Source organism: Geodermatophilus sp. FMUSA9-8 (assembly GCF_037034165.1).
GTDB classification, from domain to species: domain Bacteria; phylum Actinomycetota; class Actinomycetes; order Mycobacteriales; family Geodermatophilaceae; genus Geodermatophilus; species Geodermatophilus nigrescens.
In genome coordinates, this window is record NZ_JBAGKE010000001.1 from 276842 (window position 1) to 290936 (window position 14095).

The window sequence follows — 14095 nt, forward strand, 5'->3', positions numbered from 1 at the left end:
GCAACGGGACCTCCTCCCGACCGACACCCTCGCCATCCTCTGGACCGTGGCCGCACTCGTGTTCGCCGGCGCGACCGTCCACCCGTCGATGGTGGACCTGTTCACGCCCGCCCTGTTGCAGAGCCGCCGAACGGAGTCCGCTCGACTCCTCGGGCTGACGCCGCTCGTGCTGGCACCCGTCGGCCTCTACGTCATCGGCGGTACCGGCCTCGGGCAGCGCTTGCCGACCCCCGCCTACCTCCTGCTCGCAGCGCTCGTGAGCCTGCTCGCGATCGTCCGGGGCGCACAGGCGGTCCGGCGCTCGGAGCGCCGCGCGACGCAGGACCCCCTCACCGGCCTGGCCAACCGGCGCGGTCTCGCCCGGGCCTTCGACGCGCCCATGGCCACGCCCGGCACGGTGGACGGTTCACCGGGCAAGGTCTATCTCCTCGATCTCGACGACTTCAATCACGTCAACGACGTCTTCGGGCACGAGACCGGCGACCGCCTGCTGACGGCGGTGGGACTGCGGCTGCAGTCCGCCGTGGGGGCGCTCGGAACGGTGGCCCGATCCGGTGGTGACGAGTTCGTCGTCCTCCTGACCCCCACCGCGCCCGCGCCCGCCGAACTGATCAGCGGGGCCTTCGCTGATCCGTTCACCCTCGAGACGCCCTTGGCGCACCGGTCCCACGTCGTGCAGGTGAGTGCCGGCTGGACGACGTTGAAGCAGCGCAGCCGGCTCTCGCAGTCGCTCGCCGACGCTGACGTCGCGCTGTACGCGTCCAAGGCGGCCGGCAAGGGCACCGTCGCCGGCTTCCACGACGCCCTCCGAGAAGACGTCCTGGGCCGGCTGTCCATCGCCGAGGACCTGCGTCGCCTGCTGACCGGAGACGACGAGTCCGGACATCTGGAGTTGCGCTTCCAGCCACTGGTCACCGTCGCCGATGGAGACGTGGTCGGCTGCGAGGCACTGGTGCGCTGGTGGCATCCCCACCGGGGACTCCTCGCGCCCGACGCCTTCCTCGGCCTGGCCGAGGAGTACGACCTCGCGGCCCAGATCGACGCGTGGGTCCTGCGGGAAGCGCTCGACCACGTGGCTCGGTGGGACGCCATCGGCACCTCCCGGATGTTCGTGAGCGTCAACCTGGGCCGGGCGAGCATGCTCGACCCGGACCTCGACGTCGTCGTGCGTGCCGCACTCCGGGACTCGGGAGTCGACGCCGACCGCCTGCACTTGGAGATCACCGAACACGACGAACTGCCTGCCGCGGCGGGCGTGGAGCCGCTGTCCCGGTTGGCGCGCAGCGGCGTCAAGGTGAGCCTCGACGACTTCGGCATCGGCTACACCTCGCTGGACTACGTCCGGCGCTACCCGATCACGACGCTCAAGGTCGACCGGTCGCTGGTCGTGAGCCTGCAGAAAGACGAGACCTCGGATCTACTGCGCGGAGTGGTCCTACTCGCCGGCTGCCTCGGCATCGAGGTACTCGCCGAAGGCATCGAGACTCCGGCGCAACAGTCCCGACTCCATTAACTGGGGGTCACCCTCGGCTAGGGATATGCCTTCGCCCCGCCACTCACCAGCGAGGACTTCGCTCGCCAGGTGGGCCGCCGGCACACCGCCGACGTGCTGGTGGCGTCGTGAGACGTGGATGCCTGCGCTGTACGCCCATGCCGTGACCCCGCGTCCGGCCTGAGCGCATCGGCCTCCGCCTGACCCTGCTGGAGCACCGTCACCAACAGGACCTCCCCGATCCGGAACAGGCTGCTACCGTCTCGGTCCGAAAGTGGAATCAATCCACATGGTGGCCACAGCCGGATCCCAAGGACGGCCGACGACCACTTCGGCTCCCCGTCAGGCGGATCTCAGTGCGCGGTTCGGCTCCTCCCGTCGCCGGACGGTGCGTCCTCGACCTGCGGACCGGTGCGATGTCCCTGCACGGAGATCTCGACGCACGGCTTCGGCCTTACCTGCACGCCAGCCTGACGGCCCTGAGTGCCGCCCGGCCCCAGACCTGGACCGTGGACCTTGCGGATGTCTCGTTCTGCGACGTCCCCGGGGTGCGCTTCTTCCTGGCGATGCAGCATCGCGCCCAACGACGGAGCACGGACCTCGTCCTCCTCGATGCCCGCCCCTCCCTGTCCCTGGTCTTCAGCTGGGTCGGGCTCGCGGACCACCTCAGCGCCTCCACGACCCCGCGGCATCGTCTCGATCCGCCACCCTCTCCTCAAGGAGGTCGCTGATGCCTCACCCCGAACCGCGTCGCGCACCCGAGTCAGGCAGCTCTGATGCAGGCCGTCCGCGACCTCCTGCGGTCGAGTTCTCCGACGAGCCGTCGCCGACGCGATCGCTCCCCGAACAGCCGCTCGGTCCGGCACAGGCGTGCTTCAGTGCTGTCGATCCCTAGGCCGGCTCCGTCCGCGGACACCGTGACCATCCAGTCGCACGCGGCGGGCTCTCCCCTCCCCCGCTGACGTGCCACGGAACACCGGGTGGCCGAGGCACCACAGGTCCCGTCCACCGGCGAAGCGGGCAAGTGACAACGGCTGGCAGAGCCTGTGAGCACGCGGAGACCGCGGGAACCGCCGGCGACCTCTGCACCAGCCGATGCCGGGACGGTCGGACAGTCCGCTGCCGGGATCGCGACACGGGTAGAACGCTGGGACATCGGACTGAGGAGGCTGCGCATGGCGCCGGACGGGCTCGCTGCGGCGTACGAGACCGCCTTCCGGCATGCACCGCTGGGCATCGCACTGGCCACCAGCACGGGAGTGCTGCTGCACGTCAACGACACCCTGTGCGAGCTGCTGGGGCTGCCGGAGACCGCCCTGCTCGGCCGGCCACTGCTGGACTTCACCCATCCCGAGGACCTGGCAGGTGCGATCGCGGCGTGCAAGGCGGTGCAGGAGACCCGCAGTCGAGGCTGGCGGCACGAGTGCCGACTGCTCGACGCAAACGGGGCGCCGCGCCCGGTGCAGGTGCTCACCTCGTGGATCGACGACGCCACCACCGACGGGCAGCTGGTGATGGTCATCGAGGACATCAGCGACCGGAAGCGGATCGAAGACCGGCTGCGGCACCGAGTCGGCCATGACGCCCTGACGGGTCTGCCCAACCGGCACCTGTTCAACGACCGTCTCGAGCACGCCCTGCGGCGGGCCGAACGCGACGGCACGTCACTGTGCCTGCTGCTGATCGACCTCGACGGCTTCAAGGAGATCAACGACCGGCTCGGCCACGCCGCAGGCGATGCCGCCCTCACGACCTTCGCAGCGCGCCTGACCCACGCCCTGCGGGCCAGCGACACCGCCGCCCGGCTGGGTGGAGACGAGTTCGTGCTCCTCTGCGAGGACACCCACCCAGCAGACGCCCACGCACTCATCGCCCGGATACGTCTCGCGCTCGAAGTCCCCATTGAGCTCAGCGACGGCGACGTGCTCCTCGGGTTCTCCGTGGGGCTGGCGCACGTGCCCGGACGCATCCGGACGTCACCAGCAGCGGTCCTGGCCGAAGCCGATCAGCGGATGTACGCCAACAAGCGGCGCTGACCGCGCCACGAGTAGGCCCAAGGCGTCACACTAGAACCTACAGCCGACTGCCAAGGGGGCGCCCACGGCCCGCGTCACCTCCCGTGGGGTGGCTGCTCGCCGGTCGATGTCGGCGGCGGTCAGTCCACGGGCGACCTCCGGCCACCGTCACCGTGGCGTTAGGCGGATTCGTCGACGCCGCAGAACGAGCAGGGCAGCGACATGAACCTCAGCTGCCGAGCCGGCGGCCACGCCGTCATCGTCAGCTGCCGCACCGGCGCGCCGCACAGCGCGTGCACGTCCCGTCGACGACCGACTGTCCCGCCCGGATGGCGTGCGGCACCCGGATCGGAAGGAAGGTCTGCCCGCTGGCATGCCTGACCAGGACCGCGCCCACCTCGTACCCGGTCACCAGACCGCTGGACGTCACGTGGTGCTGCCTTGCCCCGCGGGGCGACTGGGCCGACGTGGGGAGCGGCGTGTCCTGCGCCGAGACCTGATGGCGACCTCGTCCGCCTCACGCGCCACGCGGGCCGCGACGAGCGTTCCCGCCGACCGGGAGGACGGGCATGGCAGGCGCGAGGCGGCGGGGTCCCCTCGTGCCGGCGAGGCGACTCGTCTCCCCCGGGCGAGCTACATCCTCCGCAGGAGCACCCAGACACTTCGCGACGTCGCATCTCCAGCAGCAGAGCGTCTCCTCCGTTCGAGTGAGATTGCCCAAGATCAGGTCTGAGCGATCCTGCGGGACACCCGATGGTTGTGCGCAACGGGGCGAATTCCGGCCCACCAGCGAACGCAACCGGAGCCCGCCATGACCACCTGCACTTGCCCCTGCAGCGCCGGCGAGCCCACCGCCCCACACGCCGCTCGTCGCGGACGCACTGGCCGCCGTTTCGGCGTCGTCGCTCTGGTCGTGCTGCTACTCATCGGCGGCGGGGTCGCCACCGCCTCGTGGCTGGCCACCGGCACCGGCGCCGCCTCGGCTGCGGCGACCACGGTGCAGAACCTGGTCGTGTCCACCGCCGCTCCGACCGCCACGCTGTACCCCAAGCCGGCCGGCGGCTACAGCAACCCGGCCACCGGCACGGTGGTCGCGACCGTGGACAACCCTAACCCGTTCCGGTGAACCTGAGCGCCGCCTCGATCGGCACCGTCTCCGTCACTCCGCAGCCGAACAAGACGTGCGCCGCCGGCCTTATTGTCCCCGCCGCGCCGACGACGAGGACGCTGTCCCCGGCCGTGCTCATCCCCGCCAACGCCACCGGCGTGCAGATCACCGTGCCCGGTGCACTGGAGATGTCCTCCACCGCCGAGGACGGCTGCCAGGGCGCCACCTTCCGCGCCTCCCTCACCGTCTCCGGCGCCCTCGCCTGACCCGGCCCGACCACCGCTGACGACCTGAGACGCCGGGAGAGGAGACGACGATGACCCCCATCCGCCACGTGATGTCCAGGCTGGCGCTGGTCCCGCTACTGCTGGCCGCGCTACTCGCCGGGCAGTTCGCCGTCTCCTCCCCGGCCCAGGCCGCCTGGACCATCCCCACCGGCACCGGCGCCGCCCGGGCCGGAGCGGCATCCATCCCCGCGCCCTCCACGCCCACCGTCACCGGCTCGGGATCGCTGCTGGCCCGCACCTTCACCGTCACCTGGACCGCACCGCCGCCCGGCCCGGTCCCCATCACCGGCTACCGGGTCAGCCGCATCAGCGACCTGCTCGGTGCCGGGCTCATCGGGGACGGCACCTGCACCGGCGGCACCATCCTCGGCGGCATCAGCCTCGCCCGACCCATCCTGTCCGCAAGCACCTTCGCCTGCACCGACATCGCCCTGGTCAACCTCGGCCGCGTGCAGTACTCCGTCACCCCGGTCTACGAACGCTAGGTCGGCCCCGCCTCCGCCTGGTCACTGCACACCAGCTGAGGCGCGACAGCCAGCGGAACTTCGCGCCTGGAGAAGCGCAATCGGTGAGCCGACACACCTCATGCACTCGGCGTCCGTTAATTCGTTGGACGGGTTCGTGGTCCGGGTCCGACGCTCGGGCACCAGCGACGGGAGTGGCTCGACAAGCCGTTGTCCGCGGGCGGTATTCCCGTCACCAGCCAGTCAGGTTCGGGGGCTGGCGTGCGTCACCCCGAGCCGGCGAAAGAGGTCCTGTGCCGTCTGGCCACTCTCCCTGATCAGGAGCGGCAGGGATTCGGCGATCTCATCGGGTCGCCGACCAGCGATGTCTTGGTTCCAACGGTTCATCAGCTGTTGTAGCTGCTCCGGCACTTCGCGGCCTCTGAGCAAGGTGACCCACAGACGCGACATCTGGTCGGACAACTGGTCGAAGCTCGCCCGCAGCCAGGGGTTCGCGCTGGCGGTGGCCAAGAGGTGGAAAACGAGCATCGACAGCTCGGAGAAGCGCAGGACTTCGTCTAGTCGGCGGTCGTTGTCGGCGATGGGTGGAGACCAGCGGGCCAGGAGCGCGGTGAGTTCCTCGGCCTCGGCATCGGAGAGGCGCGCGAGGCCCAGGCGGACGAGTTCGGGACCGATGAGGTCCCACGCTTCGACCAGCTGCGACACCGCCTCGGCGTCGAGCGGGCTCACGATGTAGCCGGAGCGGGCACCGTGACGACCAGACCATCGCAATCCAGGCGCGCGAGCGCACGGCGGATTGGCGTCAATCCGTACGGCGTCGAGCGGGCCAGCTCACGTTCGGTGATCGACGAGCCCGGCGGGAGCTCGCAGGTCACGATGCGGGTGCGCAGAGCCGCGTAGGCCTGCTGCGTCAGCGAAGCCCCTCCCGTGCGCCCGGGCCGGTCACGACAGAAATCTAGCCCGTCTGTCGCACCGGTCGACTTGGGCGACGTCGCTTGTCTCATGGGTTGGGCTTGACCACTCGACCGGCTGACGACAAGCTCAGCGTGAAATTTCAGTGCGGGCAAAAGCGCGCTTGACGGCCCTGGATGCCAAGTCGGCGGCGAGGAGCTCCGCAGGATGAAGGTGTTCGCGCTCACGTTCGGTACCCGTGGCGATGTACAGCCGTTCCTGGCTCTGGGGCGTGCGCTCACCGACACCGGGCACGAGGCCGTGGTGGCCGGACCCGCGTGCTACCAGGCGCTGGCCGTCGCCCACGGCGTCCCCTTCGCACCCGTCGACGACCGGTGGAACCGACTCACGGAGGAGCCCCACGTCCAGCAGGCGCTCGCGACCAACTACCGCGGGCCAGGAGCGAAACGGACGGCCGTCCAGGTGGTGCGCCGAACCCGGGAGTACGTCACCGCCGCCCTCGACGACATCACCGCGGCAGTTCCGCCGGGTACCGACGTCGTCGTGCACCACACGCTGCTGCCCGGCCAGCACCTCGCCGAGGCGCTACGCGTCCCGTCGGTCCCGGTGGCACTGCAGCCGAACTGGGTGCCGACCGACGGCTTCCCGTGTCCGCTCTGGGCTCCGTCCTGGCTGCCCCGACGCTGGAACCGCCTGAGCTACCGACCGGCCGCCCTCGCACCCCGGGCACTCCTCGGAGCGGCGGGCCGCCGGTGGCGGGCACGACTCGGGGTGGAGCCCCGCCGCGGCTCCGGGAACCCGTTCCGCCGTCCCGACGGAGGCCCCGCCTTCGTGCTGCAGGCGTTCAGCCGCCACGTCCTGCCGCAGCCGTCCGACTGGCCCGCACACGCGCCCGTCACGGGGTACTGGACCTCGGCCACTCGAGACCGGGATCCGTCGCCGGCACTCGCCCGGTTTCTCGACGCCGGGGCACCGCCGGTCTACGTCGGATTCGGCAGCATGCGTGGCCAGGACCCCGAGGCCGTAGGGGACATGGTGAGAGAGATGGCCCGGGCAACCGGACTGCGAGCTGTGGTTGCGACCGGCGGCGGCGGGATCGCGATGAGAGACGCGGACACCGACTCGGTCCACGTCGTCGACGAGGTCCCGCACGGCTGGCTGTTCCCCCGCGTAGCAGCGGTCGTCCACCACGGCGGAGCAGGGACGACGGCCGGCGCACTGCTCGCGGGACGGCCCCAGGTGGTCTGTCCCTTCACCGGCGACCAGCCGTTCTGGTCCGAACGCATGCGAGCTCTCGGGGTCTCCCCGGCGCCGGTCCCGCAGCGGCACCTCACCGCCGGCGGCCTCATCGCTGCGGTCGGGGCAGCGACGTCCGACAGCGCGATGACCCGTCGGGCCACCGAGATCGCCCAGCTGGTGGGCTCCGAGGGCGGGGCAGATCGCGCGGTCGACGCTCTGTTCGGTCTCACCACCGATCGGCCCACGCGCTCCGTGTAACTAACCGTGAGCCGGAGCGGCTACGACTCAGGTGGGGTCCGACTTGGCTTCACGACCGGGTGGCTGCGGTGACCCTTTTGCCGTCGCCCTTGGCCGTGCCAAAACCGCTCTTGTTGGTTCCAATTCGACATGACCAACTGCCGGTGAGGTCACCCTCTCGTCCTCGCCTGGCTCCTCGCTTGGGCAGCTCGGGCCGCTCACATCTGCATCGACCCGCGGCCGTCATAGTCGGGAGGGTGGCTCCCCCAGAAGGATCTTGGGTACACATCGGGTACACATCAGGACCACAGACGACCCCCAGCGACACGCCCGAGCCAACGCCAGAAGTAGCCGATGACCTGCAGTTTCATCGGCCGCCATCAAGAACCGACACGCCTTGTGCCGTTCATGTCGAACAGGACGGCGGCGAGGTCGGTGGGCATGGGGTGTGCGGCTCTCCTCGGGCTGGGCGTCTCCCGACGAGTGTCCCAGCCGGCCGGGCGCGCACCCCCGCGGTCGCCTCGTGAGACGGGGCACGCGCGCCCGGCCGGCCCGCCTCAGGAGCCCGGGACGACGACGGCCTTGCCGCTGATCCCGCCGTCGGCGGCCCGGGCGTGCAGGTCGGCGAGCCGAGCCAGCGGCACCCGCTCGGCGACGGCGATCCGCAGCTCGCCGCGATCGACCCGGGCGACCAGCTCGGCCAGCTGGGCGGGGTCGCTGCGGACGAACAGGTCGATCCCGCGCACCCCGCGCGCCTCGTCCGACGGCGCCGGCATCCAGACGGTCGTGTTGACCAGGACGCCGCCGTTGCGGACCAGGCCGGCGAGCGCGGCGAGCTGCTCCGGCTCCACCGGCGCCAGGTTGAGCACCACGTCGACCGGCTCGGTCACCGCCGAGGCCACGTCGCCGGCGGTGTGGTCGACGACCTCGGAGGCGCCGTCGGCCCGCACCCGGTCAGCGCTGCGCGGGCTCGCCGTGGCGATCACGTGCGCCCCGGCCGCCCGGGCGAGCTGCACGGCGTAGCCGCCGACCGCCCCGCCCGCGCCGTTGACCAGCACCCGCTGCCCCGGCTGCAGGCCGGCGTGCTCGAACAGCGCCTGGTACGCGGTGAGCCCGACGATGGGCAGCGCGGCGGCGTCGGCGAGCGGGACCGCCGTCGGTGCGGCGGCGAGCACGTCGGCCGGGGCCAGGACGTACTCGGCGGCGGCGCCGTCCTCGGTCATGGGCAGGAACCCGACGACGGCGTCGCCGACGGCGGGGCCGGTCACCCCCTCGCCGAGCGCGTCGACGGTGCCGGCGACGTCGATGCCCGGCGTGTGCGGGAGCGCCACCGGGATGGGGCCCTGCATGTTCCCGCCGCGGATGTTCGCGTCGACGCCGTTGAACGACGTGCCGGCGACCCGGATGCGCACCTGCCCCGGGCCGGGGACGGGCTGCTCGGCGTCCTCGTAGCGGAGCACGCCGGGACCGCCGAACTCGTGGAAACGGACTGCCTTCATGGTCTTCCTCTCGGGTCGGACGAGGTCAGCGGGGCGGGCCGAGGACGACGTTGCCGCTCAGGTCGGCGGCCTCGGCGAGCAGCTCCGGGGGGATGGCGAAGCCGTCGGGGCGGGGCCCGCGCCGGTCGCGGCCGGCGTGGCGGAACATCCGCTCCAGCCCGCCGGGGGTGGCGACGAGCAGCAGGTCGGCGGAGTCGGAGGTGATCCGGTAGCCGTGCGGGATGCCGCGCGGCAGGAAGACCGCGCCGCCCTCCCCCAGCTCGTGCCGCTCCTCGCCGGCCCACACCAGGGCCTCGCCGGAGACGACGACGAACACCTCGTCCTCGCGGGTGTGCAGGTGGAACGGCGAGGCGTCGTCCCGCTCGACGTCGAGGCGGGCGACGGTGAGCGCGCCGCCGGTCGCCGCGGCGTCGAGCAGCACGCTCACGGTGCTGCCGCCGATCCACTCGAGCTGCTGCTGGTCCTGCCGCGGGGCGAGGAACGGGACGGTCACGGGTGCTCCCCGGGTCGGGAGGACGGCGGCGCCGTCCTGCTGGGACCGACCCTGCGCCGCGCCGCTGCCCGGTCGCCACGCCCGCGGGTGCCCACCCGTGCCCACCGGTGTCCACCCCGTCGGGGTGCGTCCTCCCGGGGCGGGCCGCCGGCGCGCGATCATGGAGCGCGGTGAGAGGAGCCGGGTGAGCACGGGACTGGGTAGCAGGCTGGCCGCGGCGCGGGCGGAGGCGCTCGTGGGCCGGGAGCGCGAGCGCGCCGTGATCGACGCCGCGGTGGCCGGCAGCGACGGCGCCCCGGTCGTCGTCTACCTGCACGGCCCCGGCGGCATCGGCAAGTCGACGCTGCTGCGCCACGCCGCCCGCCAGGCGGAGCGGGCCGGGCGCCCGGTGGTGCACCTCGACGTCCGCTTCCTCGACGCCGAGCCGCGGCGCTTCGAGGAGGCCGCCGCCCTGGCGTGCGTGCAGCCGGGCACCGTCCTGCTGCTGGACTCCTTCGAGCACTGCCGGCCGCTGGAGCCGTGGCTGCGCGACACCTTCCTGCTCCGGCTGGCCGACGACGCGCTCGTGGTCATCGCCGGGCGGGGCGCCCCCGATCCGGAGTGGTCGCTGGACCCGGGCTGGTCGCCGCTGTTCTGCGAGCTGGCCGTGCGTCCGCTCGACCCTGCCGAGTCCTCCGCCCTGCTCGCCTCCCGTGGCGTCGCCCCGGCGCAGCGGTCCCGGTTGACCGCGTTCGCCGGCGGCAGCCCGCTGGCCCTGTCGCTCGCGGCCACCGTGTCCGCCGGGAGCCCCGCGACGGGCGCGCCGTGGGAGCCCACCGGCGACGTGCTCACCACGCTGGTCGAGCGGCTGGTGGGCGACGTGCCGGGGCCCGCGCACCGGCGGGCGCTGGAGGTGGTCGCCCAGGCGTACGTGACGCGGGAGTCGCTGCTGCGGGCGGTACTGGGCGGGGAGGACACCGCGGAGCTGTTCGCGTGGCTGCGCCAGCTCCCCTACGTCGAGGCCACCGCCGAGGGCCTGCACCCGCACGACGCCGTGCGGGCCACCCTGGAGGCCGACCTGCGCTGGCGGGACCCGGCGCGCTACGACGACGTCCGGGTGCGCGTCTCGGCCGCCGCCCTGGAGGCGGTGCGCGCGGCCTCCGACGGCGACGCCCTGCTCCGCGTCGCCGAGTGGATGTTCCTGTTCCGCGACCAGACCGGCGTCGACGAGCTCTACGACTGGCGCGCCCACCCGCACGTCGAGGACAGCACGCTGTCCCCCGCCGACGTCCCCGAGGTGCTGCGCATGGCCGCGGAGGCGGAGGGCCCGGAGTCCGCGCGCATCGCGGAGCACTGGCTGCGGCGCCGGCCGGGCGGGTTCCGCGTCTACCGGTACGCCGGCTCCGCGCGGCCCGTCGCCTTCATGGCGGTGCTGCGGATGGAGGAGCCCGACCCGGAGGACCTCGCGGCCGACCCGGTGGTCGCCGCGCTCTGGGCGCACGTCGCGGACACCGCGCCCCTGGGGCCCGGCGAGCACCTGGCGATCCGCCGGTTCGCGGTGCAGCCGGCCTGGCACCAGCAGCCCTCGCCGGTCATGGACCTCATCAGCCGGCGGACGATCGCCGACGAGATGCGGGCGCGCGGGCGGGCGGTGACCGCCACCGTCTTCGAGGACGCCGGCCGGTGGGGTGCCTACCTGGCCGCCGCCCGGCTGGCGGAGGTGGCGGCCGTGGACGTCGGCGGCCGCCGCCAGCACGTGTTCGGCCGCGACTGGCGCCGCGAGCCGGTCGAGCGGTGGGTGGAGCTGCGGGCCCGGGCGGCGGCGCCGGTGGCCTCCGCACCGGCGGGGCGCCCACCGGGGGACGACGGCGACGTCCTGGCCGGCGCCGCGTTCGAGGCGGCCGTCCTGGAGGCGCTGTCCACCTGGCACGCGCCGCGCGAGTTCGCCACCAACCCCCTGCTCGGCTCGCCCCTGGTGCCGGCGGACTCGGCCGACCCCGTCGCCGACCTGCGCGCCGCGCTCAGCGCCGCTCTCGACGCGCTGCCCAGCGACCCGGCCGGCGTACGCGCGCACGAGGCGCTCACCACCACGTTCATCTCGGCGTCCCGCACCCACAAGGCGGCCGCCCGCCGGCTCGGGGTGCCCTACGGCACCTACCGGCGCCACCTCGCGCTGGGCCGCGAGCGGCTGGTCGCGGAGCTGCGCCGCCGTATCGGGGCGCCCCGCTCCTGAGCGCGCCGCCGGGGCGCCGGGCGCGAGCCGCTCACGAGCCGCGCGCGGGCCGCTCAGGCGCTCGGCGCGACGGCCCTCCGGCGGGCGCGGGCGAGCAGGAGCGCGGCGGCTCCCCCGGCCGCGGCGAGCACGATCGGCAGGCCGGCGCCGTTGCCGTCGGCGGGCATCTGGGTGGACGGCGGGCACGCCGCGTCGCCCTGGCGCGCGGCCAGGTTGGTGCTGCCCAGGTGCCACATGGGTCCGCCGCCGGTCACGGTCACCGCGAACACGCCCCGCCGCAGGCCGGGCTCGAAGGTCGTGGGCTGGGGTGTGCCGTACCGGGTCGGCGTGACCTGGTTGGCCGGGCCGACCGGGATGGTCACGGTCGCGCCGGTCCGGTTGTCGTAGCCGAAGACCGCCGTCCAGCTGCCGTCGGCGCGGGTGAGGACGCAGTCCAGGACGGGGACGACGTCGGGCGGGTCGGAGCGGTTCGGCGCGGCCGCGGCGGTGCCGGGCACGAGCGCCACCAGGAGGGCGACCAGGGCGGCGACCGCCGCCGTCGCCAGCAGGCGGACCGGGGTCCGCGAGGAGGTCCTGCGTCCGTGCCGCGGCATGGCGGTGTCCCGTCGTCTGGCCGGCTGTTCCACCTGACGCAGACGGCATCGGCAGGACGGCGGCGGTCCTGCAGCCGGACCGCCGCCCCTCACCCGCGCGGGTGGCTCAGCCGAAGCGGACCGGCTGGCCCGTCGCCTCGAGCACCGACATCCACAGGTCGCCCAGCGGGTCGACGTGGTTGCGCCGGCTGACGGCCAGCGCCATCGGGATGTGCACGAACCGTCGCCGGCGCCGCGCCACGATCACCTCGGTGCGCCCGGCCATCGCCGCGTGCACCGCCGCGTGCGCCAGCCGCAGGCAGTAGGCGCTGTCGTAGGGGTTCGCCGGCACGCTGCGGATGGCGTAGCTCGGGTCGAAGTAGCGGACGTTGTTCTCCACCCCGGCCTTGTCCAGGTGCTCGCTGATCAGCCGCCGCATCAGCCGGCCGATGTCGCCGAGGCGGACGTTGCCCGAGGCGTCCCGGCCGGGCTCGTGCTCCTCGATGTGCTCCTGCCCGGCGCCCTCGGCGACCACGACGACGGCGTGCCCGCGGTCCTCCACCCGGCGGCGCAGGTGCTCGAGGAAGCCGCCCTCCCCGTGCAGCGCGAAGGGCACCTCCGGGATGAGCACGTAGTCGGCGTCGTCCTTGGCCAGCGTGGAGTAGCAGGCGATGAAGCCCGAGTGCCGGCCCATGAGCTTGACCAGCCCGACCCCGCCGGGTGCCGAGCGCGCCTCGACGCTCGCGGCGTGGATGGACTTGGTGGCCTCCGACATCGCCGTCTGGAAGCCGAAGCTCTGGTCGATGTAGGGGATGTCGTTGTCGATCGTCTTCGGCACGCCGACGACGGCGATCTTCAGGCCGCGCTCCTGGACCACGCGGACGACCTCCATCGCGCCGCGGATCGTGCCGTCGCCGCCGATGACGAACAGGATGTTGATCGCCAGCCGCTCGAGGGCGTCGACGATCTCCTCGGGGTCCTGCATGCCGCGCGAGGTGCCGAGGATGGTGCCGCCCTCGTCGTCGATGTGCTGCACGACGTCCGGCGACAGGTCGACGACGTCCTCGCCGTAGCGCGGGATGAACCCCCGGTAGCCGTTGCGGAACCCGACGATCCGGCGCACCCCGTAGTGGCGGCACAGCTCGAGCACCAGCCCGCGGATGACGTCGTTGAGGCCGGGGCACAGCCCGCCGCAGGTGACGATGCCGACGCGGGTCTTGGCCGGGTCGAAGTAGATGCGCTGACGCGGCCCGCCGGGCTCCAGGCTCGGCAGCTCGCCGACCGGCACGTCGCGCGCGCCGGCCATCGACAGGGTGTCGTCGAAGAGGACCCGGTCCCCCTCCTGCACCGAGTGCTGCGTCGTCTCGCGGGCCGCGAGCCGCTCGGCCAGGGGCGAGTCGATGCGGCACGGGCCGAGCGTCCGCACCGCGAGGTCCTCGTGTCCGATCACGGGGAGAACGCTCCCACACCGGGGCGCCCGCACCGCGCGCGGCACCCCGGTCATCAGGACGTCATGTCGATTCGCCCGTCCGGGGCGCGGCGGCGCCGATCGCGGCGCGCCGCAC

The 14095-nt window shown here is 73.2% G+C and carries 14 protein-coding genes; 8 read left to right on the forward strand and 6 right to left on the reverse strand.

The window, feature by feature from the left end; all coding sequences use genetic code 11:
* Positions 1 to 46 precede the first annotated feature (46 nt).
* The 6 genes from WA616_RS01355 to WA616_RS01375 all read left to right on the forward strand — a co-directional run bounded on the left by WA616_RS01355 (position 47) and on the right by WA616_RS01375 (position 5387).
* On the forward strand, positions 47 to 1513 hold the full coding sequence (locus WA616_RS01355) for a putative bifunctional diguanylate cyclase/phosphodiesterase (RefSeq protein ID WP_336026608.1): 1467 nt from the start codon (positions 47 to 49) through the stop codon (positions 1511 to 1513).
* Between the two features lie 395 nt (positions 1514 to 1908).
* A complete protein-coding gene (locus WA616_RS24420) occupies positions 1909 to 2223 on the forward strand; it encodes an STAS domain-containing protein (protein ID WP_442901961.1) in 315 nt (104 codons plus the stop codon).
* Between the two features lie 444 nt (positions 2224 to 2667).
* Positions 2668 to 3528, forward strand: coding sequence for a sensor domain-containing diguanylate cyclase (locus tag WA616_RS01360; protein WP_336026610.1), 861 nt, complete (start codon positions 2668 to 2670; stop codon positions 3526 to 3528).
* An 892-nt stretch (positions 3529 to 4420) separates the two neighbouring features.
* Entirely contained in the window at positions 4421 to 4633 is a 213-nt protein-coding gene (locus WA616_RS01365) for a hypothetical protein (protein WP_336026612.1), read from the forward strand.
* Complete coding sequence (locus WA616_RS01370; RefSeq protein ID WP_336026614.1) at positions 4630 to 4881, forward strand: hypothetical protein; 252 nt, start codon at positions 4630 to 4632, stop codon at positions 4879 to 4881. Before WA616_RS01365 ends, WA616_RS01370 begins: the two co-directional genes overlap by 4 nt.
* Positions 4882 to 4931: 50 nt before the next feature.
* Positions 4932 to 5387: a hypothetical protein gene (locus tag WA616_RS01375; protein WP_336026616.1), complete on the forward strand. Its 456-nt coding sequence runs from the start codon at positions 4932 to 4934 to the stop codon at positions 5385 to 5387.
* Positions 5388 to 5609: 222 nt separating this feature from the next.
* Here the strand turns inward: WA616_RS01375 and WA616_RS01380 are convergent, their stop codons facing one another.
* Both WA616_RS01380 and WA616_RS24425 read right to left on the reverse strand, forming a co-directional pair.
* Positions 5610 to 6095, reverse strand: a complete 486-nt coding sequence (locus tag WA616_RS01380) for an FCD domain-containing protein (RefSeq protein WP_336026617.1) — start codon at positions 6093 to 6095, stop codon at positions 5610 to 5612.
* Complete coding sequence (locus WA616_RS24425) at positions 6092 to 6370, reverse strand: GntR family transcriptional regulator (protein ID WP_442901962.1); 279 nt, start codon at positions 6368 to 6370, stop codon at positions 6092 to 6094. The genes WA616_RS01380 and WA616_RS24425 overlap by 4 nt, the downstream gene beginning before the upstream one ends.
* Positions 6371 to 6485: 115 nt before the next feature.
* Between WA616_RS24425 and WA616_RS01385 the strand changes: the two genes are divergently transcribed.
* A complete protein-coding gene (locus tag WA616_RS01385; protein ID WP_336026620.1) occupies positions 6486 to 7775 on the forward strand; it encodes a glycosyltransferase in 1290 nt (429 codons plus the stop codon).
* Between the two features lie 536 nt (positions 7776 to 8311).
* On the opposite strand, the gene WA616_RS01390 is transcribed toward WA616_RS01385, so the two are convergent.
* Complete coding sequence (locus WA616_RS01390) at positions 8312 to 9253, reverse strand: NADP-dependent oxidoreductase (RefSeq protein WP_336026622.1); 942 nt, start codon at positions 9251 to 9253, stop codon at positions 8312 to 8314.
* 25 nt (positions 9254 to 9278) lie between these two features.
* Positions 9279 to 9746 carry a cupin domain-containing protein gene (locus tag WA616_RS01395; protein ID WP_336026624.1) on the reverse strand — a complete coding sequence of 156 codons (468 nt, stop codon included), beginning with the start codon at positions 9744 to 9746 and terminating at the stop codon, positions 9279 to 9281.
* A 184-nt stretch (positions 9747 to 9930) separates the two neighbouring features.
* On the opposite strand from WA616_RS01395, the gene WA616_RS01400 reads away from it, so the two are divergent.
* Complete coding sequence (locus tag WA616_RS01400) at positions 9931 to 11958, forward strand: ATP-binding protein (RefSeq protein WP_336026626.1); 2028 nt, start codon at positions 9931 to 9933, stop codon at positions 11956 to 11958.
* A gap of 53 nt (positions 11959 to 12011) precedes the next feature.
* Here the strand turns inward: WA616_RS01400 and WA616_RS01405 are convergent, their stop codons facing one another.
* Complete coding sequence (locus tag WA616_RS01405; protein ID WP_336026628.1) at positions 12012 to 12551, reverse strand: hypothetical protein; 540 nt, start codon at positions 12549 to 12551, stop codon at positions 12012 to 12014.
* 106 nt (positions 12552 to 12657) lie between these two features.
* On the reverse strand, positions 12658 to 13980 hold the full coding sequence (locus WA616_RS01410; RefSeq protein WP_336026629.1) for an ATP-dependent 6-phosphofructokinase: 1323 nt from the start codon (positions 13978 to 13980) through the stop codon (positions 12658 to 12660).
* Positions 13981 to 14095: the final 115 nt, after the last annotated feature.